19 protein-coding genes are annotated in these 21,902 nt (G+C 62.7%); 12 read left to right on the forward strand and 7 right to left on the reverse strand.

Translation table 11 applies throughout. The annotated features are described in order from the left end of the window. Positions 1 to 69: 69 nt before the first annotated feature. Positions 70 to 2,433 (reverse strand): penicillin-binding protein 1A, encoded by a 2,364-nt coding sequence (locus tag IE083_RS01400; protein ID WP_189351849.1) that lies wholly within the window; start codon positions 2,431 to 2,433, stop codon positions 70 to 72. Between the two features lie 193 nt (positions 2,434 to 2,626). Between IE083_RS01400 and IE083_RS01405 the strand changes: the two genes are divergently transcribed. The 8 genes from IE083_RS01405 to IE083_RS01440 all read left to right on the forward strand — a co-directional run bounded on the left by IE083_RS01405 (position 2,627) and on the right by IE083_RS01440 (position 9,744). Then, on the forward strand, positions 2,627 to 3,748 hold the full coding sequence (locus IE083_RS01405; RefSeq protein WP_189351850.1) for a pilus assembly protein PilM: 1,122 nt from the start codon (positions 2,627 to 2,629) through the stop codon (positions 3,746 to 3,748). A gap of 3 nt (positions 3,749 to 3,751) precedes the next feature. After that, positions 3,752 to 4,342 (forward strand): PilN domain-containing protein, encoded by a 591-nt coding sequence (locus IE083_RS01410; protein ID WP_189351851.1) that lies wholly within the window; start codon positions 3,752 to 3,754, stop codon positions 4,340 to 4,342. Then, positions 4,339 to 4,953: a type IV pilus inner membrane component PilO gene (locus tag IE083_RS01415; protein WP_189351852.1), complete on the forward strand. Its 615-nt coding sequence runs from the start codon at positions 4,339 to 4,341 to the stop codon at positions 4,951 to 4,953. The genes IE083_RS01410 and IE083_RS01415 overlap by 4 nt, the downstream gene beginning before the upstream one ends. Next, positions 4,950 to 5,483 carry a pilus assembly protein PilP gene (locus IE083_RS01420; protein WP_229799537.1) on the forward strand — a complete coding sequence of 178 codons (534 nt, stop codon included), beginning with the start codon at positions 4,950 to 4,952 and terminating at the stop codon, positions 5,481 to 5,483. Before IE083_RS01415 ends, IE083_RS01420 begins: the two co-directional genes overlap by 4 nt. Beyond that, positions 5,480 to 7,609 (forward strand): type IV pilus secretin PilQ, encoded by a 2,130-nt coding sequence (locus IE083_RS01425; RefSeq protein ID WP_189351853.1) that lies wholly within the window; start codon positions 5,480 to 5,482, stop codon positions 7,607 to 7,609. The genes IE083_RS01420 and IE083_RS01425 overlap by 4 nt, the downstream gene beginning before the upstream one ends. Positions 7,610 to 7,643: 34 nt before the next feature. Then, the gene (aroK, locus tag IE083_RS01430; protein ID WP_189351854.1) at positions 7,644 to 8,192 is read left to right on the forward strand and encodes a shikimate kinase AroK; all 549 of its coding nucleotides are present in this window, start codon (positions 7,644 to 7,646) and stop codon (positions 8,190 to 8,192) included. A gap of 2 nt (positions 8,193 to 8,194) precedes the next feature. Continuing rightward, the gene (aroB, locus tag IE083_RS01435) at positions 8,195 to 9,286 is read left to right on the forward strand and encodes a 3-dehydroquinate synthase (protein ID WP_189351855.1); all 1,092 of its coding nucleotides are present in this window, start codon (positions 8,195 to 8,197) and stop codon (positions 9,284 to 9,286) included. An 80-nt stretch (positions 9,287 to 9,366) separates the two neighbouring features. Beyond that, positions 9,367 to 9,744 (forward strand): type IV pilus assembly protein FimV, encoded by a 378-nt coding sequence (locus tag IE083_RS01440; protein ID WP_189351856.1) that lies wholly within the window; start codon positions 9,367 to 9,369, stop codon positions 9,742 to 9,744. A 227-nt stretch (positions 9,745 to 9,971) separates the two neighbouring features. Here IE083_RS01440 and IE083_RS01445 read toward each other — a convergent pair whose 3' ends face one another. Next, positions 9,972 to 10,400 (reverse strand): type IV pilin protein, encoded by a 429-nt coding sequence (locus IE083_RS01445; RefSeq protein WP_373295169.1) that lies wholly within the window; start codon positions 10,398 to 10,400, stop codon positions 9,972 to 9,974. After that, complete coding sequence (locus tag IE083_RS01450) at positions 10,394 to 10,933, reverse strand: pilus assembly FimT family protein (RefSeq protein ID WP_189351858.1); 540 nt, start codon at positions 10,931 to 10,933, stop codon at positions 10,394 to 10,396. The genes IE083_RS01445 and IE083_RS01450 overlap by 7 nt, the downstream gene beginning before the upstream one ends. A gap of 285 nt (positions 10,934 to 11,218) precedes the next feature. Between IE083_RS01450 and gabT the strand changes: the two genes are divergently transcribed. Together gabT and gabD are read left to right on the forward strand one after the other, a co-directional pair. Then, positions 11,219 to 12,484: a 4-aminobutyrate--2-oxoglutarate transaminase gene (gabT, locus tag IE083_RS01455; RefSeq protein ID WP_189351859.1), complete on the forward strand. Its 1,266-nt coding sequence runs from the start codon at positions 11,219 to 11,221 to the stop codon at positions 12,482 to 12,484. 78 nt (positions 12,485 to 12,562) lie between these two features. After that, positions 12,563 to 14,023: an NADP-dependent succinate-semialdehyde dehydrogenase gene (gene gabD, locus IE083_RS01460; RefSeq protein ID WP_189351860.1), complete on the forward strand. Its 1,461-nt coding sequence runs from the start codon at positions 12,563 to 12,565 to the stop codon at positions 14,021 to 14,023. A 106-nt stretch (positions 14,024 to 14,129) separates the two neighbouring features. Here gabD and IE083_RS01465 read toward each other — a convergent pair whose 3' ends face one another. The 4 genes from IE083_RS01465 to IE083_RS01480 all read right to left on the reverse strand — a co-directional run bounded on the left by IE083_RS01465 (position 14,130) and on the right by IE083_RS01480 (position 19,622). After that, entirely contained in the window at positions 14,130 to 16,490 is a 2,361-nt protein-coding gene (locus IE083_RS01465) for a diguanylate cyclase domain-containing protein (protein ID WP_189351861.1), read from the reverse strand. A 54-nt stretch (positions 16,491 to 16,544) separates the two neighbouring features. Next, positions 16,545 to 17,978 (reverse strand): hypothetical protein, encoded by a 1,434-nt coding sequence (locus IE083_RS01470; RefSeq protein ID WP_189351862.1) that lies wholly within the window; start codon positions 17,976 to 17,978, stop codon positions 16,545 to 16,547. A 73-nt stretch (positions 17,979 to 18,051) separates the two neighbouring features. Further along, on the reverse strand, positions 18,052 to 19,218 hold the full coding sequence (locus IE083_RS01475) for a GNAT family N-acetyltransferase (RefSeq protein ID WP_189351863.1): 1,167 nt from the start codon (positions 19,216 to 19,218) through the stop codon (positions 18,052 to 18,054). Between the two features lie 2 nt (positions 19,219 to 19,220). After that, positions 19,221 to 19,622, reverse strand: coding sequence for a rhodanese-like domain-containing protein (locus IE083_RS01480; protein WP_189351864.1), 402 nt, complete (start codon positions 19,620 to 19,622; stop codon positions 19,221 to 19,223). 95 nt (positions 19,623 to 19,717) lie between these two features. On the opposite strand from IE083_RS01480, the gene pdxR reads away from it, so the two are divergent. Together pdxR and IE083_RS01490 are read left to right on the forward strand one after the other, a co-directional pair. Further along, positions 19,718 to 21,238, forward strand: a complete 1,521-nt coding sequence (pdxR, locus tag IE083_RS01485; RefSeq protein WP_189351865.1) for a MocR-like pyridoxine biosynthesis transcription factor PdxR — start codon at positions 19,718 to 19,720, stop codon at positions 21,236 to 21,238. Further along, on the forward strand, positions 21,180 to 21,674 hold the full coding sequence (locus IE083_RS01490) for a 2-thiouracil desulfurase family protein (protein ID WP_189351866.1): 495 nt from the start codon (positions 21,180 to 21,182) through the stop codon (positions 21,672 to 21,674). The genes pdxR and IE083_RS01490 overlap by 59 nt, the downstream gene beginning before the upstream one ends. The last annotated feature ends 228 nt before the right edge of the window (positions 21,675 to 21,902 follow it).

The following is a 21,902-nucleotide window of genomic DNA, read 5'->3' on the forward strand; positions in this document are numbered from 1 at the left end:
GGCAACGCTTCAACGAAACGACAAGGCCAGCAAACGCCGGCCTTGTTGCCCCGACGTTGCGGCCAACGTTCAGAACAGCAGTTCCTTCACGTTTTCCACCGCATCACCGGCCGGCGCCGCTTCTTCCTCCGGCACGGTCTCGTCCGGCGTCACGTTGCCGCTACCCGGCACCGTGCCGCGGTTGTTGATGCTCAGCGCCGGATTGGTGCGCTGGAACTCTTCCATATAGTACTCGTCGTTGCCGCGCAGGCCGGCTCCCGGCCGCACCACGATGCCCGGCGGTGGCGGCAGTTCGATGTCCGGCACGCCCTTCAGCGCATTGTTCATGTAGTTGATCCAGATCGGCAGCGCCGCGGTACCGCCGTAGCCGTAACGGCCGAGGCTGCGCGGCTGGTCGAAGCCGACCCAGGTCACCGCCACCAGCGACGGGGTGAAACCGGCAAACCAGGCATCGCGGAAGTTGTTGGTGGTGCCGGTCTTGCCGGAGATGTCGCCGCGCCCCAGCGCGGTGGCACGGTTGGCGGTACCGTAGCGCACTACATCCTTCAGCAGGTTGCTGACAATGTAGGCATTACGCGGGTCGATCGCCTGCGCCGCGTTGCGCCCTGCCACCGCCGGTTCGGTACGCGCCAGCAGGCGGCCGCTGCTATCCTCGATGCGGTCGATGAAGTAGCCACGGGTGCGGTAGCCGCCGTTGGCAAACACGGCATAACCTTCCGCCATCTGCAATGGCGAGGCCTGGCCGGCGCCCAGCGCCATGGTCAGGTAGGCCGGAATGTTCTTTGATTCAAAGCCGAAGCGCTGTACATACTGCTGGCCGAAATCGGTACCGATCGACATCAGGATGCGGATCGACACCAGGTTTTTCGACAGCGCCAGCGCGCGGCGCATCGTGATCATGCCGGCATATTTGCCGTCATCGTTCTTCGGCTCCCAACGCTGGCCGCCGATGGTCTGCGGATCGACCGAGATCGGCGCGTCGTTGATCATGGTCGATGGCGTGAAACCGCGGTCGAGCGCGGCGGAGTAGACAAACGGTTTGAAGGTGGAGCCCGGCTGGCGCATGGCCTGGGTCACATGGTTGAAGCTGCTGCGATTGAAGTCGAAACCGCCGACCAGCGAACGGATCGCGCCATTGGCGGAATCCATCGCCACGAAGGCGCCCTCCACCGTCGGCATCTGCACGATGCCGGCATTGCCGCCCTGCTCCACGATGCGGATCACCGCGCCACGGCGGATGCGCTGCACCGGAGTTACCCGTTCCGACAGCGCGCTGCGGGCAAAAGCCAGGCCGCGGCCGCGGATCTGCAGCGTGCGCCCACCGCGCAGATAGACGCTCACCGCCGACGGCGACGCCGACAGTACCACGCCCGGCTGCATGTTGCCGCTGTCGCGCACGGCGGCCAACGTTTCATCCAGCGTTTCCTCCAGGTCGGCGTCTTCCACCTTGCTCAGGTCGACAAACGACTCCGGGCCGCGGTAGGGCTGGCGGCTGTCGTAGTCCATCAGCCCGGCACGCAGCGCGTCGAATGCCCACTGCTGGTGGCGGCTGTCGATTGTGGTAAAAACGCGAAACCCTTCGGTGTAGGCGCCGTCCTTGTAACGCTCGTACATCGCCTGGCGCACCATTTCCGCCACGTACTGCGCCGGCAGCGAGGTATCCTGATTGGCAGCGGCCAGGCGCAGCGGCTCGCTCCTGGCCGCCGCGTACTGCTCGGCGGTGATGTAGCGCAATTCGTGCATGCGGCGCAAGACATAGGCCTGCCGCAATTTTGCCCGCTCCGGATTGACAACGGGGTTATAGCTGGACGGGGCCTTGGGCAAACCGGCCAGCATCGCCATCTCGGCTACGCTCAGGCTTTGCAGCGGACGACCGAAATAGGCTTGCGCGGCGGCGGAAAAGCCGTAGGCCCGCTGCCCCAGATAGATCTGGTTGAAATAAAGCTCGAGAATCTGGTCTTTCGATAAAGTATGCTCGATCTTGAACGCGAGCAGCGCTTCGTTGAATTTCCGGGTAAACGTTTTCTCGCTGGACAGGAAGAAGTTTTTGGCCACCTGCATGGTGATCGTGCTTGCACCGGAATGCGTGCGACCGGATACTATGTTGCCGACTGCGGCACGCATTACGCCAATGTAATCAATACCGCCATGCTGGTAGAAACGCTCGTCTTCCGCCGACAAAACTGCCTGTTTCATCAACTGTGGCACATCGCCGATTTTGGTAAAAGAACGCCGTTCCTCGCCAAATTCACCGATTAATACCTTGTCCTGGGTATAGACGCGCAGCGGAATTTTCGGGCGGTAATCGGTCAGCACATCCAGGCTCGGCAGGCGCGGATAGGTCACCAGAATGGCGATCACGGCCAGGCCCAGCACCAGAATGGTCAGGCCGGCGATAATGCCGGCGGTTACGGAGAGTATGCGTGGCAACATAAGTGGATAGTGAAGCTCTTGCCTTTCAGAAGGATGGCGCATTATACCTTTTTCAGATAGCGACGATATGTAACGGCGCCTTGGCCGGTCATCGCAGCCGTGCCGCCGATGACCACCAGCCGATCAATGGCCACAACACCGGAGGTTGGCCGCGCCCCGTCAGCAGCGTCACGACAGGCACGGCTTGAAAACGATGTTCGACAAGAAACCCTCTCTGGATGTTTCCAGACTGAAAAAAGCCCTGGCCTCCCTGCTGGGCAGCACCGAGCACGGCCTGCTGGGCATGGATATCAGTTCCAGCGCCATCAAGCTGGTCGAACTCGGCAGTGCCGGCCGTGGCCTGCAGCTGGAGCGCTATGTTGTCGAGCCGCTGCCCAAGGATGCGGTGACGGAAGGCAATATCCAGAACATGGAAGCCGTGGCCGAAGCCATCCGCCACGCCCGCCACCGCCTCGGCTCATCCTGCAAGCGGGTAGCCATCGCCCTGCCCACCGCAATGGCGATCTACAAGAAGATACTGGTGCCGGCGGCGCAGAATCCCGACGAACTGGCCATGCTGGTGGAGGCCGAATCCAACCAGTACATCCCGTTCCCGCTGGACGAAGTCAACCTCGACTACCAGGTACTTGGTCCGTCCACCCACAGCAGCAATGACCTGGACGTGATGATCTGTGCCGCACGCAAGGAAAAAGTCGAGGAGCGCGTCGCCGTAGCCGAAATGGCAGGATTCAGGGTGGATGTGGTCGATATTGATGCCTTTGCCATGATGACTGCCTTCGAGCAGTTGCAGCAGCAGTTGCCGGACCAGGGTATCAACCAGACTTTCGCGCTGTTCGATATCGGCGCTAACGCCATCCACTGCGCGGTGATCCGCAACGGCCAGCAGCTGTACTACCGCGAACAGGCCTTCGGTGGCGGCCAGCTCACCCGCGACATCCAGCGCCGCTACGGCTACAGCCACGAAGAGTCGGAGCAAGGCAAACGCACCATGATGCTGCCGGAAGGTTACGAAAACGAACTGCTGCGCCCCTTCGTCGACTCGCTGGCACAGGAAATCCAGCGCGCGCTGCAGTTTTTCTACACCAGCGTCAGCGTGTCGCAGTACCTGCGCATCGATTACATCCTGCTGGCCGGCGGCTCCAGCATGCTGGCAGGGCTGGATGATGCCGTGCTGGGCCGCACCCAGATCAGCACCATGATTGCCAACCCCTTCACCACCATGACGCACTCCCCGCACGTCAAACTGAAAAACCTGTTGCTGGATGCGCCATCTTTACTGGTCGCCTGCGGACTGGCCTTGCGGAGATTCGACTGAACCATGATCCGGATCAACCTGCTTCCCCATCGCGAACAGAAAAAAGCGGCCCACCGCAAACGTTTCCAGCACATGCTGGCCGCGGCGCTCCTCGCTGGCCTGGGGCTGTCCTATGCCGGCTACAGCTGGCTGGACAACGTATTGAACGAACAGCAACGCCGCAACCAGCAGCTGGAGCAGGCGATCGCGCAGCTTGACCAACAGCTGGGCAATATCGAAAACTTGCGCCAGCAGCGCATGGCATTGCTGTCGCGCAAGGAGCTGGTCGAGCAGCTGCAAAACAGCCGGACCGAAGCCCCCAGGATTTTCGATCATCTGCTCAAGGCCCTGCCGGAAGGGGTGTTCATCAAGAGCTTCAAGCAAACGGATACCACCATCGCTCTAAGCGGCACCTCCTTGTCCAGCGCCCGCGTTTCGGCGCTGATGCGCAACCTGGAGCAATCCGAGGCATTCAGCAGCCCGATACTGATCGAGGTCAGTTCCACGCTGGTCGACAACGTGCGTGCCAATGACTTCAGTCTCAGCCTGTCTGTTCGCACGCCGGCAACCGATGCCAGCCAGCCAGGCCAGACCGCCCCGAGGACAACACCATGACACTGGACGAACTCCGTCAGTTTGACCTCAAGAACCTGCCGGATTTGCCACTCGGCCCGCAAATCACCAGCCTGGCCGTCATGATCGCCGCCATCCTGGGACTGGCCTATTTCTTTATCTTTTCCGACCAGCAGGATCAGATCGGGCGCCAGCAGGCCAGAGAAACGCAACTGAAGGAAAGCTATCTCGACAAGAAGCACCAGGTTGCCAATCTGGCCGCACTGGAAAAACAGCTGAAAGAAATCGAATCGTCGTTCGGTGCATTGCTCAAGCAATTGCCGACCCGGGCAGAAATGCCGGCCCTGCTCACCGAGATCAACCAGGCAGGGGTTGGCCGCGGCCTGCTGTTCGAGCTGTTCCGCCCCGGCAACGAAACCAGATCGGCACAAATCGCCACCCTTCCGATCCAGATCCGCCTTAGCGGCAGCTACGGCGAATTGACCACCTTCGTCAATGACGTGGCCCGGCTGTCGCGTATCGTAACCATCAGTGACATTAGCCTGACCCCGAATGGCAACGCCGGGGAAGACCGCCTGCAATTGCAGGCCACCGCCAAAACCTATCGCGCACTGGAGGCCGGAGAACAAACGGCCAAGACCGGCAAACCATGATGAAAAAAACATGCCGACGCATCATCATCCTGCCCTGCCTGCTGGCCGTGACCGCCTGCGGGGCCGAGCAGGAAAGCATTGAGCAGTGGATGCAGCACGCCGGCAAGGATGTGCACGGCAAGGTTGAGCCGCTGCCGCCAGTACAGCCCTACCAGCCCCACCCGTTTCAAGGGGCGGCACCGGGATCGCCATTCGATCCCGGCCGCCTGCAACTGGCCCGCAACAAGATAAAGGGGATGCTCAATAGCAACCGGCCACGCGAAGTTCTGGAAAACTACGAGCTGAGCCAGCTCAAGCTGACCGGCACGCTACGGCTGAACAACCGGTACTTCGGCCTGGTCCAGACTCCGGATGGCAACGTACACCACGTACAGCCCGGCAACTTTGTCGGCCCCAACTTCGGCATCGTGCGCAAGGTCAGCGAGACCGAGGTGGTACTGGAAGAAACCGTGGAAAACATAAATGGGGAGTGGGTACAACAAAAAAACACGTTGTATCTGCTACAGCAGGAACAAGGGGCAAAACCATGAACAAGCATTACCTGAAAACACTGGCTGCCAGCCTGCTGCTGGCCAGCCTATCCCCGGCCCTGCTCGCCGCCAATGCCATCACCGCCATCGACCTCGTCAACAACAGCCGGAACGAACCGGAGCTGGCCATCAGTTTTGCCGATACGCCAGCCGTGCCGGCCAGCTTTTCCATCACCAATCCACCGCGCATTGCCTTCGACCTCAAGGACACCAGAAACCGGACCGGCAAGAACCTGCTGCCATTCAACAGTGAGTGGCTGAATGCCGTCACCATCGTCGAAAGCGACGACCGCGCACGGCTGGTGCTCAATCTCAACAAAAGCAGCGGCCACAGCACACGCATTGACGGCAAGCGGCTGCTGGTAAGCTTCACCCCGATCGGCAAGCCGCTCGCGGGCAGCAGCGCAATCAACAGTGCCATTGCGGCCAACCTTGGCACCACCGGCCAGATAGCCAATATCGATTTCCGCCGCGGCACCAAGGGTGAGGCGCGCATCATCGTCGATCTGCCGACCAGCAACAGCCCGGTAGACATCAAACGCGAAGGTGACAGTCTGGTCGTGGACCTGGCCGGTATCAGACTGCCGCGCCATCTGGAGCGGCGCCTCGATGTTTCCGACTTTGCCACCCCGAGCAGCCGTGTCGATGCCGTCAACCAGAACAGCGGCAGCCGCATTGCCATCCAGTCTGGCGGCAACTGGGAATACTCCTCCTACCAGACCGAACGCCAGCTGGTGGTCGAGATTCGTGCCGTATCGCAAGAAGAAGCCGATTCCAGCCTGCTGGCGCAAGGCAAGGCCAACTACAAGGGACAGCGCCTGTCGCTCAATTTCCAGACCATAGACGTACGTTCGCTGCTGCAGGTCATCGCCGAGTTTACCGGCCTGAATATCATCACCAGCGACAGCGTGACCGGCAGCCTCAGCCTGCGCCTCAATGACGTGCCCTGGGATCAGGCACTGGACCTGATCCTGTCCCAGAAAAATCTGGAAAAACGACAGGTCGGCAACGTCATCCGCATCGCCCCACGCAGCGAGCTGATCGGCATCGAGCGCCAGATCGCCGAAGCGAACCGCGTCAAGAAGACCTCGGAACCGTTCGTCACCGAGACCTTCACCATCCGCTATCGCGCCGTAGAAGAAATCAAAGAGGCCATCAAGGATATGGGCGAATCAGGCTATGTAAGAGAGAGCGAAAGAGAAAGTAACGGCAATACGGACAACGCTGATACCAGCTCAAGTTCCAGCTCAAACTCCCGCTCAGCCGCTACCTTCAACAAGACCCTGACGCTAATGGCCGACAACCGCTCCAACCGCCTGATCGTGCGCGCCGGCGTGTCCATGATCGAGGAAGTGCGCAAGGTCATCAGCATTTTGGACGTGCCGCTGCGCCAGGTACTGATCGAGGCGCGCATCGTCGAGGCCAAGGACAACTTCCAGCGCGACCTGGGCGTGCGCCTGGCCTTTCAGAAGGTTGGTGGTGATACGCTTGTTCGCGAGACCCTTGCCGGGGCAACCACATCGAACGGCACCACCCTGAGTCCTATTGTTGACCTGCCAGCCTCCCTCGCGGGGGCGTCCATCGCCACCATTTACCGTAGTGCCAGCAGCCTGATCGGTCTGGAACTGTCCGCGATGCAGGCCGAGGACAATGGCAAGGTGGTGTCCAGCCCGCGCATCCTGACCGCGGACCGCACCAAGGCAACCATCACCGAAGGCACCGAAATCCCTTACCAGTCCATCGACGACAACGGCAAATCGACCACTACCTTCAAGAAAGCCAACCTGAGCCTGTCGGTGATACCACAAGTCACACCGGAAGACGACATCATCATGACGCTCGATATCACCAAGGACACGCCGAATCTGAAACTGGCGCTCGATGCCGGCCCGGCCATTGACAACAAGACCGTCAATACCCAGGTTCGTGTCGAAAATGGCGGCACCGTCGTGATTGGCGGCATTTATGTGCAGGAAGAAAACAACGTCGAAAACAAAGTGCCACTACTGGCCGACATCCCGTTCCTTGGCGCCCTGTTCCGCAACAAGTCCGTCACCAACAACCGCCGCGAACTGCTGATTTTCATCACACCGCGGATTATCGAAAACGAGCTGATTGCCCGCTAAGGGCAGGCGACAGCGTGGCGGCACTTCCTTTACAATGCCCGGCATGAAACTGGCAGGCAATATCTTTCTGGTCGGCCTGATGGGTGCCGGCAAAACCACGGTTGGCCGCACCCTTGCCCGCCACACCGGCAAACAGTTTTTCGATTCCGATCATGAAATCGAAAAGCGTACCGGCGTCCGCATCACCACCATCTTCGATATCGAAGGCGAGCAGCGTTTTCGCGAGCGGGAACGCGATACCATCGCCGAGCTGTGCGCGATGGACAACATCGTGCTGGCCACCGGCGGTGGCGCCATCCTGGCACCGGAAAATCGCCAGATGTTGCGCCGCCACGGCACGGTGATCTATCTGCGCGCAAGGATTGACGACATTCTGGCCCGCACCCTGCACGACAAGAGCCGCCCGCTGCTGCAGACCGGCAATCCGCGCGCCAGGCTGGAAGAGCTGTTTGCCCAGCGCGATCCACTGTACCGCGAAATCGCCGACCTGATCATCGACACCTCCCATCAAAACGTTAACGTGCTCATCGCCCGCCTGGAGCAGCAACTAGCCGAGGCGGCTGCCCGACCGACATCCAACTGACCATGAAAACGCTTGATCTCATCCTTCCCGACACCCGTTACCCCATCCACATCGGTCAGCAGTTACTCGGCGAGACCGGACTGATTACGCCGCACCTCAAACAGCCCCGCGTAGCCATCATCACCAACACCACGGTGGCGGCGCTATATCTTGCACCGCTACAGCACAGTCTGGAGCAAGCAGGCGTCAGCTGCCTGCCGGTGGTGCTGCCGGATGGAGAGGACTTCAAGACATGGGATACCCTGAACCGGATTTTTGATGCATTGCTGTCGCACCGCTGTGAGCGCAGCACCACGCTGATCGCACTGGGCGGCGGCGTCATCGGCGACATGACCGGTTTTGCCGCCGCCTGTTACCAGCGCGGCGTACCCTTCATCCAGATTCCGACCACCCTGCTGGCCCAGGTCGACTCTTCCGTCGGCGGCAAGACCGCGATCAATCATCCGCAAGGCAAAAACATGATAGGTGCGTTCTATCAGCCACAGGCTGTGATTGCCGACATGGACTTGCTGGACACGCTGCCGGAACGCGAGCTGTCGGCCGGATTGGCCGAGATCATCAAGTATGGCCTGCTCGGCGATGAGCAGTTCCTGGGCTGGCTGGAGCAGAACATGCCGGCGCTGCGCAAGCGCAACAAGCAGGCACTGGCCCATGCAGTGGAACACTCCTGCAAGATGAAGGCCGACATCGTGGCCCAGGACGAGAAAGAACAGGGCATGCGCGCCCTGCTCAACCTTGGCCACACCTTTGGCCACGCCATCGAGGCCGGCCTCGGCTTTGGCACCTGGCTGCACGGCGAAGCAGTCGGTGCCGGCATGCTGCTGGCGGCCGAGGCGTCGCGACAACTGGGCTGGCTGGATCAGGCGCAGGTCGATCGGGTGGAGGCAATCCTGCAGCAGGCCGGCTTGCCGACAATCGCTCCGGCTCTCGGCACCGTGCGCTGGATCGAGCTGATGGGCCATGACAAAAAGGTGGAAGGAGGCGAGATCCGCTTCGTGCTGCTCAAGTCCCTGGGCCATGCCGTTGTCGCAAAGCTGCCTGCAGCAATCCTGGAGCAGACGCTGAACAGCCGTTTTGTCGATAGCGCACCGTAAATACCACTACGCATTTCTACGAATTGCTGCCACCGGTAGTGCGTCGCAAAATGGTGACTCCAACGAAGGAGGGGATCACCATGCTGCGTCTGCTTGCCGATGTCGCCAAAGCCTTTGATGCCGTTTCCGATATCGCCCATCCGGGCGAACTAATGCACCAGTTGCGCTTCGTTCCGCCACGCCAGCGCGGCATCGATCCGGTCGGCGAAGCCGAGGTATACCTCACCTACCAGCGCTACAAGCGGGCGCGGCAAGTACTGCGTCACACCATCCGGACCGAACCGGACAACCTGCCGGCACACATCCTGCTGTTGCATACTTACTTCCTGCTAGAAAGCAGCAGCGACTACTGCCAGCTGGCAGCACAACTGCAAGCCAGGCTGGGGCACCGGCCGGAATGGGCGCACATCTGCCACGTTGGCCGCAGCCTGGCGCCGGATCATCCGTTGTTTCAGTAAGGGCGCACCGCGCCACCTCGCCCTGCCTGGATCAGTTGCAGCAGAGCGTGAACACGCGCCAAGACAGCCGGCAGGGCAAAACCATGCCTTGGCCGCAGGCGTGCCTCACATCGTGTCTCCCGGCACCGCTAACAAAACCTTGCGGGGTATCTGGCCCGTGCCGGCGCAGACAGTACAAGTAGTACGGCAGGGAGGCGTAATGCAGGGTCAGGGGGTGCCGGCGACGCTCAGTGCACCAGCTCGCACCGCTCCACGCCATCGCGCCCGAGGCACAACTTCATGATCCCGGTTTGCGTCAGGGAGATCACCTCCGTTTCGTCCGCCACTTGCAAGCGAATGGCACGCAGCACGTAATAACCATCGTCGGTATTGCGCGGTACCGACCCAAATATCAACCGGTACCGTGCCATGCCATCGGGTGGGGAGGCCGGTGCCGGCAATGCCGGCCAGCTGGTCGGCGTCAACTTGTAGCTGCCGTGACGATGATAAAACTCCTCAAGAAAGACTGCATTCTCCTGCAGCAGGGCGATAGCCTGTGCCCGCTGGCTGCGCTGCACATGGCCCTGATACGCCGGCAAGGCAGCCGCCGACAGAATGCCGAGCACCGCCAGCACCAGCAGCAGCTCAAGCAAGGTAACACCGCGTGCCGCTAGCATGGCGACACGCGGATGCGCATCGGGGTCGATACCAGCAATTGCTGGCAACTGCCTTGCCTGTCCTGCAGCATGAAGCTCACCGACTGCACTCCCTTCAAGCCGCCCCACTCACCGACTTCAAAATACGGCACCGACACCAGCAGCTGCGGCTCTGCCGGTGTCGCCTTCAGCGGCAGCACCTGCAGCGCCTCCTTGGAGTCGTAGCGCGCCGGCCGGCCACCCGCGCGGTCCTGATACAGTAGCACGCCCTCGCTCCAGTGCCGCACCCCGCCACGGGACTGCGGATTGGCAAAGCAGCCCTGCGGATCCTGGTTCTGCTTCATGTTGACAGCGCAGACATGTACCGATTGCTGCCGCAGCAGCGCATCGTTCCTGGCGCGCAATAACAGTACATTCAGACGGCTGATATAGGCCTGCAATGTTCGCTCCCGCACCATGCCGCTCCACGCGGGAATGGCAAGCGACAATGCGATGCCGCACAGCAACAGCGCCATCAGCACTTGCAAAAGGGAAAAGCCGTGCATCCGTGTCATGTCCGCTACCTTCGGTTCACTCGCCCATTCATCAATAATGCCATGCGATTTATTAACGTCATTAAAATCATGAAAATATTGGATAAAATGTCAATGGCAGTGTTGCTGTCACCGCAACAGCACACGCGATGCCGGAAATTGGCAATTTTGCGACGTTGCATGTTTAATTTATCGATCGGCCGTAGCTTTTTACTAAACACCGGCATAGAATAAAACGATACTCTAGCCAGTGCTGGGCGAGTCCATCTCCAGCAGATAAGGCAGGGCCGTCCAAAGGAGAAATTCATGAGTCCGCAAGAACTGATGCAGCGTAAAGCCAATGCCACCCCGCGCGGTGTGGGCGTTATGTGTTCCTTCTTCGCCGAGCGCGCAAAGAACGCCGAAATCTGGGATACCGAAGGCAAGCGCTACATCGACTTTGCCGGCGGTATCGGCGTACTGAACACCGGCCACCTGCATGACAAGGTACAGGCCGCCGTTGCCGAGCAGCTGAACAAGTTCAGTCACACCTGCTACCAGGTGGTACCGTACGAACTGTATATCGACGTTGCCGAGCAGCTGAACCAGCTGGCCCCGGGCAACTACGCCAAAAAGACCGCGTTCTACACCACCGGCGCCGAAGCCGTGGAGAACGCCGTGAAAATCGCCCGTGCCGCCACCGGCCGCCCCGGCATCATCGCCTTCGGTGGCGGCTTCCACGGCCGCACCCTGATGGGCATGGCGCTGACCGGCAAGGTCGCACCGTACAAGCTGGGCTTCGGTCCGTTCCCGTCCGACGTATACCACGCCCTGTTCCCGAACCCGCTGCACGGCGTGTCGGTGGAAGACTCCATCGCTAGCATCGAACACCTGTTCAAGTACGACATCGAAGCCACCCGCGTGGCAGCCATCATCTTCGAACCGGTACAGGGCGAAGGCGGTTTCTACGCCGCGCCGGCCGAATGGGTACGCGCCGTGCGCGCCCTGTGCGACAAGCACGGCATCCTGATGATCGCCGACGAAGTGCAGGCCGGCTTTGCCCGTACCGGCAAGTTCTTCGCCATGGAACACTATGACGTGGCCCCGGACCTGCTGACCATGGCCAAATCCATGGCCGGCGGTTTCCCGATCTCTGCCGTGGTCGGCAAGGCAGAAATCATGGACGCACCGGCACCGGGCGGTCTGGGTGGCACCTACGCCGGCAGCCCGCTGGCACTGGCTGCCGCCAAGGCCGTGATCCAGGCGATCAAGGAAGAGAAGCTGCTGGAGCGCGCCAACCAATTGGGCAACCAGCTGAAGGAAACCCTGAACGGTCTGAAAGCCGACGTGCCGCAAATCGCCGACGTACGCGGCCCGGGCGCCATGATCGCGGTAGAATTCAACAAGGCCGGCAGCCACGACGCCGATGCCGACTTCGCCAAGAAAGTGCAGACCACGGCGCTGGAATCCGGCCTGCTCCTGCTGATCTGCGGCGTGTACGGTAACGTAGTACGCTTCCTGTTCCCGCTGACCATCGAAGACGCTGTTTTCGAAGAAGCGCTGCAGAAGCTGGTTGCCGCCATCAAGGCCTGATCGCCTGAGCTGAACCGACCTGCGGCCAACCTTGCTTCGTGCAACGTTGGCCGCATCGCATAACAAGGACACAACACCATGCTGAACCTGAAAGATCCTTCCCTGCTGCGCCAGCAGTGCTACATCAACGGCCAGTGGCTGGATGCCGATAGCGGCCAGACCATTGCGGTCACCAACCCGGCCACCGGTGCAACCATCGCCCACGTGCCGAAAATGGGCAGCGCCGAAGCGCAACGCGCCGTTGATGGCGCCGCCGAGGCCTTCAAGAGCTGGAAGAAGAAATCCGCCAAGGAGCGCGCCGGCATCCTGCGCAAGTGGTTCGACCTGATGATGGCGAACCAGGACGACCTGGCCGTAATCCTGACCAGCGAACAGGGCAAGCCACTGGCCGAGGCCCGTGGCGAAATCGCCTACGGCGCCAGCTACATCGAGTGGTATGCCGAAGAAGCCAAGCGCATCTACGGCGACACCATCCCGTCCACCGGCGCCGACAAGCGCATTTTGGTGAGCAAGGAGCCGATCGGCGTCACCGCTGCCATCACGCCGTGGAACTTCCCGAATGCCATGATCACCCGCAAGGCAGCTCCGGCGCTGGCTGCCGGCTGCCCGATGGTGGTACGCCCGGCCAGCCAGACCCCGCTGTCGGCTCTGGCCATCGCGGTGCTGGCCGAGCGCGCCGGCATTCCGGCTGGCGTGTTCTCGGTACTCACCGGCGGCTCCACCGAAATCGGCGGCGTGCTCACCGGTAGCGACACCGTGAAGAAATTCTCCTTCACCGGCTCCACCGAGGTTGGCCGCAAGCTGATCAGCCAGTGTGCCGAGACCGTGAAAAAGGTATCAATGGAACTGGGCGGCAACGCACCGTTCATCGTGTTCGACGATGCCGACCTGGACGCCGCCGTGGAAGGCGCGATGATTTCCAAGTACCGCAACGCCGGCCAGACCTGCGTCTGCGCCAACCGCTTGCTGGTGCAGGACGGCGTGTACGATGTCTTCGCCGAGAAATTCGCCGCAGCCGTGGCCAAGCTGAACGTGGGTAATGGCCTGGAAGCCGGCGTGACCCAGGGCCCGATGATCGACGAGAACGCGGTCACCAAGGTGGAAGAGCATATCGCCGACGCGCTGGCCAAGGGCGGCAACCTGGTGACAGGCGGCAAGCGCCACGCGCTGGGCTACAGCTTCTTCGAGCCGACCGTGATCACCGGCGTGACCCCGGAAATGAAAGTGGCCAGGGAAGAAACCTTCGGCCCGCTGGCGCCGCTATTCCGCTTCAAGACTGAAGAGGAAGCGATCCGGATGGCCAACGATACCGAGTTCGGCCTGGCGTCCTACTTCTACGCCCGCGACATCGGCCGTATCTTCCGCGTGTCCGAAGGCCTGGAGTACGGCATGGTGGCGGTGAACAGCGGCATCCTGTCCAACGAAGCCGCACCGTTCGGCGGTGTGAAGCAGTCCGGCCTCGGCCGCGAAGGCTCCAAGTACGGCATCGAAGACTACCTGGAAATCAAGTACGTGCTGCTGGGTGGCATCGACAAGTAAGCCGTGACAGACGGGTTGGCCGCTTGCGGCCAACCTTGAACATAACAAAGCCGGTGTCGACGATACCGGCTTTGTCATTGCCGGTCACCGATCCGCGTCCAGGTTCTCAGAGCGCGCCGGCGTGCAGTACCAGACAGTTACGGCCACGCTGCTTGGCCTGATGGCAGCTATCATCGGCACGGGACAGCACCGGCTGCGCCCGTTCGTCCTGCAGCTGGATCATGGTCACACCGATACTGGCACTGATGCGGAAGGTACGCTCCCCCAGATACACAACGTGAGCATCAATCAGCTGCAACAATTCGTGCAGCATGCGCTCGGCAACCTCCTGCTCGCAATGGCACAGCAGGATGGCAAACTCGTCACCACCAAGGCGCGCGATAATATCGCCGCTGCGCACCTGGCGCTGCATGATGCGCGCCACATCCTGCAGCAGCAAGTCCCCACCCTGATGGCCGGCACTATCATTGACAGCCTTGAAGTAGTCCAGATCGATGATGGCCAACACGTGCGGCTGGTAGTGCACGCGATTGTCATCGAGCACCTCGCCCAGCGCAGTCAGGAAACCGCGACGGTTGCGTAGCCCGGTCAGCACATCATAGCTGGCTTCCCGGCGCGGCTGCTCACGGTGCAGCCGCGCTCCGTCGGGACGCAGCACCACCACCTTGCAGCCCTGCAGCGGGCCATGGCCATGCATCACCGATAGCGTCAGCAGCACCGGCTGCACGCGCATGTCGCGGCTGAGCAGATCCAGCGCCAGCGGTTTGCCGGCGGCATTGCGCTCGATATCGCGCAGCGGTACCGCCAGCCCGGTCTCCGGACTGACCAGATTCATGAATACACCCAGCAGGCGGCCAAGCATGTCCGATGCCGGCACCCCGAACAGCGCCAATGCCGGCGGGTTGACATATTCCACCTCGTCCACGCGGTTGGCCAGCACCACCGCATCACCTATCGTGCCCAGCACCAGCTGGGTCCGCTCATGCTCGGCCCGCAGCTTGCCACGCGCTTCTTCGCGGGCGCTGACATCACTGAGCAGGCCAAGAAAGCGGCGTTCACCACCGCTACCGGCCAGTTCGCTGAAGTGCAGCTCGGCCATGACCAGGCAGCCATCGCTGTGCCGCAGTCGGCACAGCAGTTCAAAACCACGGCCATTGGCCAGCAATTGCTGCCATTGCCCGGCCACCTGCGGCAGGCTGTCCGGGTGAATATCGTCCAGCCAGTGCCGGCCGAGCCGATCCCCCGCCTGCACCGCCGGCAAACCGATGATGCGCATGCCGGCCGGATTGAGATACTGCAGGCGTGCCTGTGCGTCCACCACCAGCACCCCCATCGGCGATACCTCCCCCAGACTGCTGAACAGTGCCTCGCGCGCAGCGAGCTGCTGCTCACAGTCGGCACGGCCGCGAAAGGCCGCCGCCACGTCGTGGCCGATACGCTGCAACTCGCGGCAGCCCAGCGGCGCCACCTCGACATGCGGATCGCGCCGCAGCACCGTGAGCTGGTTCTGCAGCCGGCCCAGCGGTCGCAACAGGCGGCGTACACCCCACCACAGCAGCGGCAGCAACAGCAGCAGTGCGGACAATACCAGCAGCAGGTGCTGGCGACCAAGCAGCGATGCCGGCTGCGTCACCTCGTGCAGCGGCAGCACCACGCCGAGCAGCCACGGGACATTGCGCAGGCGCCGGTAAACCTGCAGCACCGGTACGCCACGACTGTCGCCCACCGCAGCGTAGCCGGAACGGCCGGCCAGGGCACGCTGCAGCAACGGATCTGAAGTGGCCGCAACCTGCATGATGGCGCCGGCATCGGCATGCAGGATGGTGAGCCGGCTGCGCATGGCATGAACCGTCAGAAAACCGCCCTGGCCGATGGCAATATTCTTCAACTCGCCAAAGAATTCCGGTGAGTACAACTCCAGGCTGGCACCCAGCACCCCGGCAAGCTGCCCCTCGGTACTGAATACCGGTGCGGTAAACACGATGACCGTACGGTTCAGGCCGCCGCGCAATCGTACCGGTTCCGATACTTGTGGCCGCAAGGAGTCGCGGGTGGTGCGGAAATAGTCCTGCCCGGCGACATTGAGGCCAAGCCGTCCCGGCAAGGCAGGGTAATCGGCAATGACATTACCCCTGAGGTCATATAACAGCACACTGTTGAACATGCCCTTGAGGTAACGAAGACGGGTAATCAGCGCAGAACCCTGCCGCTCGAACTGCTGCGGTGCCAGTTGCAGGTTGGCCGCGCCCTGCTCCAGCAGTACCTGGCGCGTACGCACCCGGTCATCGACATCTGCGGCCAACCTTGTCGCCAGCGTTTCCAGGTTGTGCGCCTGTACCTCGTACAGTGCCGTACGTGCCTGCAGATAGCCACCCGCCGCTGCCAGCAGCAACACCAGCACCAGCGACAGGGCACCCAGCACCAACAGGCGCAAGCGCAGCGTCGGCAACAAGCCGCCTTCAGGCATGATCGGTGATGACTCCCCTTGGCAGGAGGTGGCGGCGACTGGCGGCACGGTTACTCAATGCAGCTTCGGGGTGTGTTCGGTAACCGGGATCCCGGCTTGCCGCAAGCAGGACTGCAGATCCTGCCAGGCCAGGCCCCGGTCCGGGCTCAGGTCCGGCGTCAGCAGCCACGGCGTGTGCGCCAGCAACTGCTGCGGGGCACCCAGCAGGCGCACATCGTAAGCCTGATGTTCCGGCTGGTACTCCGCCTCGGCGTGCAGTCCGTCCGGCAGCTCGCCGCCGGAGAGCACCGCCATGGTCAGCGCAAAACGCTTGCGGTTGTAGGCGGCGGTACCGGCGGCCAGCGCCTCCCACCACGGCAGCGGCATGAACAGCTCGGCCTCGCCGTACACCATTTCCGCCGACAGCGCCTGCTGCACCAGCGGCATGGTAGCGTCCAGCACCTCGCGCGCGTGGCGCCGCACCTGCATCAGCGGCAACTTGCCGCGCTCGACGATGAACGGCAACCATGCCAGCACCAGCTGCGGCTCGTTGACGGTGGAGGCGGCCTCGAAGCTGGCACGCGCGGCGGCGACATCATGCAATGCCAAGTCGCAGCCGGCATCCATGGTCGGCGCCAGATGCACCAGTGACTGGCAGCTGCGCTCGGCCAGACTGTCGACGGTGAAGATGGTCGGCGACAGCCACAAAATGGTCTCCGGCGGCAGCTCCAACGCCTCGGCCAGCAGTGGCTCCACCTGTTCCAGCAGCGGAAAGTGCCACCACACCCCGCCTTGCGCCCGCGAGAACACCACCGGGAACGCCCACAGCTCGTAGGAGGCGACACTGCCGTCCGGACGCATTACCTCGGGAAAGGCGATGGTATCGTGGGCGCAGTCCAGCAGCAGCTTGCGCGCCGGCGGCTCGCCCTGCAGCGCCAGCTGCGACTCGGTAAACACCGCCTGGTCGCCGCCGGACAATGCCTGCTGTACCAGCGCCGCCAGCTGGATGCGCTTCACCGGGCTCTGCACCGCGTCGCGACTGAGGGCGACCAGCTCAGCGATGCGCGCCTGCCGCTCTGCCGGCGGCAGCGGCTCGGTCGGCACCAGCCGGAAATCGCGTTCCTTCGGGGCTACCTCGCGGTCGATATAGGCTTTCTGCAGCCGCTGGTAGACCTGCATCGCTTCGTCGCAGATCTTCTGCAATTGCGCGGCGGTCGGGATGTCGCCCCAGAAATTGAAATCGAACAGGCGGAAACCGGAGTTGGTCACGTAGTGCGTCAGATGACTGCTTTCGTCATACAGCACCACACTGCGGAAGCCGTCCTGGTCGCGGCCGTCGAACGGCGTCAGGTCCATGCCCACCAGACGACAGACGAACACCGGTTCCTGGGTATGAATCACGTATTCGTAAGGTTCCAGCCCCTTCTCTTCGACGGCATCACCAAAGATGAAACGGCTGGGAATGAATGGATCGCCCTTGATCGGGACATTGCGCGGATGGAGTTTCATGCGTCGGGCGTCGATACTGCCTTGTAAAACCGTTGATTTTACTCCGCCGCCAGAAGCATAGCTAACAGTTAGGCTAATTTAGTACCAGCTGGTAACGCCGGAACGCCACATCGCGCTGCCAGCCCAGGCTCTCGTACAGTGCCTGCGCGGCAAGGTTGTCGTGAGCGGTGGACAGCTCCAGCCGCGCCACGCCGTGTTGTCGCGCCAGTTCGCCAGCCGCCAGCAGCAGCTTGCGGCCAACCCCGCCCCGCCGCGCCTGCGCCGCCACGAACAGATCATTCAACAGCCAGACCGGTGCCACCCCCACCGAGCTAAACAGCGGATACAGCTGGGCAAAGCCCCGCAGCTCACCCGCCTGCTCGTACACCAGAATGGTGGAATCGCCCTGCAGCAGCCGCTCACGGATGAAAGCCTGCGAGGCAACGGCATCGTCGTGGCGGCCGTAGAACTGGCGATAGCCGTCGAACAGGGACACCAGCTGCGGCAGGTCGGCCAGCGAGGCCAGCCGCACGCCGTCCTGCTGCGCCTGCGCCACCAGACCGCGGCGGCACTCGTCCAGACTGCGGCGCTGGCGGCCGTCGGCATCGAAGTTGGCCGCATCCAGCCATGCCTCCAGCGCGGCGCGGCTGGCCGGCCATTCGCGGTCCAGCAGGCTGAACCAGGCGGTATCGCGGTTCAGCCCCCAGTTCACCCGTGCCTGACGGAAAACCCCCTCGAAGGTGAAGCCCAGTCGCTGCGCCGCGTGCAGCGACGGCGCATTCAGCGCATTGCTTTTCCACTCGCAGCGGCGATAGCCCCACTCGAATGCCTGCCGTATCAGCAGATACATCGCCTCGGTGGCGGCGACGGTGCGCTGCAGCAGCGGCGAGAAGCGCAGCCAGCCCACTTCTATCACCCCGCCCGCCGGATCGATGCGCAGGTAACTGCAGCTGCCGATCGCCTGGCCACTGGCCTGATCGACAATGGCGAAGAACAACGGGTCGCGGCTGTCTTCCATCATGCCGAACCAGCTGTCCCAGTCGGCATCGCTTTGCGGGCGCGGCATCAGGTAGGCCCAGTTGCGGCCATCCACATCCAGCTCCAGTGCCGCACGCAGCCCGGCGCCGTGCTGCTGGCGGCTGAACGGTTCCACGCGGCAACTGCGCCCCTGCAGGGTGACGCGCTGCGGCGGGGTGGCACCCTGCCAGTTGTCCACCGTCACACCCAGCGCGCGGCCGTACTGATCGTATTGCATGTCCATGCTCAGCCTCCGCAGCCGCAATCGGCGGCCGTGTTGATGTCACAGCTGGCACCGCCAGCCACCGTGGGGTAGCCATCGCGCTTCCACCAGTCCAGCCCGCCCTGCAGCTCCTTCACCGTAAAACCCAGCTCGGCCAGCTTCAGCGCGGTCTTGGTGGAGGCATTGCAGCCGATGCCGTCGCAGAAGGCCACCAGCAGCACGTCGCGCGGCAGCTGCGCGGTGCTGGCGGCATCGATACCGCGATGCGGCAAGTTGATGGCGCCGGGCAGGGTTTCGGCGGCATAGGCCACCGGCGAGCGGCCATCCACCACCAGCAGCGCCTTGCCCTGCTTCTGCTGTTCTGCCACATCCCAGCTGTCAATTTCGAAGGCCAGTTTGGCCTGGTAAAACGCAAGTTGATCCATTCTGCTTCCGCTCCGTTGGTATCCCGACCACTTCATGGTAAAAACATTTACGGCCCCGTCCAAGGGCCAGTTTATGACAGCAGAGGGGAACCACTTTGCAAGCAGCATGGATCAGCGAGGCACTGGCCGCCAGCCTGGAGCGGCACAGCAAGGAAGGCTTGTCACGGCAGCTGATGCGGCTGCTGCGACAGTGGATCAGCGATGGCCGTCTGGCTGGCGACACGCTATTGCCGGCCAGCCGCGAGCTGGCCGCCAGCCTCAAGGTTGGCCGCAACACGGTGCTGAACGCCTATGAACAGCTGCAGGCGGAGGGCTACCTGAGCACGCGGCACGGGGCTGGCACCTATGTCACCGGCCTGTTCCGCCAGCGGCAGCAGACGCCGCTGCCGGCGCGGCGCCTGCCACTGGGGCTGTCGGCGCGCGGTGCCAGCCTGTTCGCCAGCTGCGGCCTGCCGCAGGGGCTGAGCGGCGCCTTCGCGCCAGGCGTGCCGGAGATCCGCCAGTTCCCGCATCACTGCTGGCAGCAGCTGTTGTCGCGCCACCAGCGGCAGGCAGCGCCGGCCATGCTCAACTACACCGCCGACGGTGGCCTGCCGGCGCTGCGCGAGGTGCTGGCGGAATACCTGCAGCTGTCGCGCTCGGTCCGCTGCCGGCCGGAACAAATCCTGATCACCAACGGCGCGCAGCAAGGGCTGGAACTGACAACGCGGCTACTAGCCGACCCCGGTGACATCGCCTGGGTAGAAGAGCCCGGCTACGCCGGCACCCATGCCGCATTCCGCGGTGCCGGCCTGTCGCTGCTACCGGCGCCGGTCGACGCCGAAGGCCTAGCACCACAACGGGTCACCGACCCGCGCCCGCCGCGCCTGATCTACACCACGCCGTCACACCAGTATCCGTCCGGGGTGGTGATGAGCCTGTCGCGACGACTGGCCTTGCTGCAGCACGCCGAACAGGCGCAGGCCTGGATCATCGAGGACGACTACGACAGCGAATTCCGCTACCGCTCGCAACCGCTGCCGGCGCTGCAGGGCATGGCGCCGGACGAACGGGTGATCTACATCGGCACCTTCAGCAAGGTGATGTACCCCGGGCTGCGCATCGGCTATCTGGTGGTACCGGATGCGCTGATCGACGCCTTTCGCAGCGCCAATGCCCGCCTGTACCGGGAAGGGCAGTATCCGGTACAGGCAGCGCTGGCCGACTTTATCGCCGCCGGGCACTTCGCGCGCCACGTGCGCCGCATGCGCGAGCTGTATCGTGAGCGGCAACAGGTACTGCGCCAGGCACTGGCCGACTCCGCCGCCGAGCAGCTGGCGCTGTCGCCCGGCGAAGCCGGCATGCACCTGGTAGCCGGCCTGCCGCCCGGGCTGCAGGAGCAGTCGCTGAGTCAGGCTGCCGCGACTCAGGGCGTCTGGCTGCGGCCACTGGCGCGCCACTATCTGGCGACACCACAACAGCACGGTCTGGTACTGGGCTACGCCGGCGTCGACCAGCACGCGATCCGGCATGGCGCACAGGTACTGGCCAGGCTGCTTCAGGAACAAGGAAAAAATGATGAACAAGCCACCACTTCTGATCAGCGCCTGCCTACTGGGACAACCGGTACGGTATGACGGCCACGGCAAGGCCCTACCGGCATCAGATCTCTTCGAATTGACCCGTCGCTATCAGCTGCTCAGCATCTGCCCGGAGTGCCAGGGCGGCTTGCCGACACCGCACCCAGCGGCTGAAATCAGTGGCGGCGACGGTAGTGACGTACTCGACGGCCACGCCCGCGTGATCACGCAGACAGGGCAGGATGTCAGCTGTGCCTTCATCGACGGCGCGCGACAGGCACTCAACAGCGCCATCCAGCACGGCTGCCGGCAGGCACTGCTCAAGGCCAACAGCCCGTCCTGTGGCAACCGGCAGATCTATAGCGGCCACTTCGATCAGCAATTGCAGCCTGGCAGCGGCGTGACTGCCGCCCTGCTGCAACGGCACAACATTATCGTATCCAATGAAAACGAGATGAACGGGCTGCTGCTCGGCACCAAGCAGCAGCCATAGCCGCCGGCAAGCGAGGTCTGGCTCTGCGCCGACGGCTGCGATGCGACGCCTGGTTCAATAGCAGGCGATCCGAGCTCAGGCGGACGACAGGGCCATCTGGAAGAGCACACAAGGTTGGCCGCAATGCAGCGAGCTTGCCATATTTGCCGCCTTGCCATATTTGCCGCCACAAAGCACAAAGCCCAGCTCGATTGAGCTGGGCTTTGTTTAAGGGGCGTCTGGCAGTGT

Source organism: Vogesella fluminis, assembly GCF_014652335.1.
Lineage (GTDB): Bacteria > Pseudomonadota > Gammaproteobacteria > Burkholderiales > Chromobacteriaceae > Vogesella > Vogesella fluminis.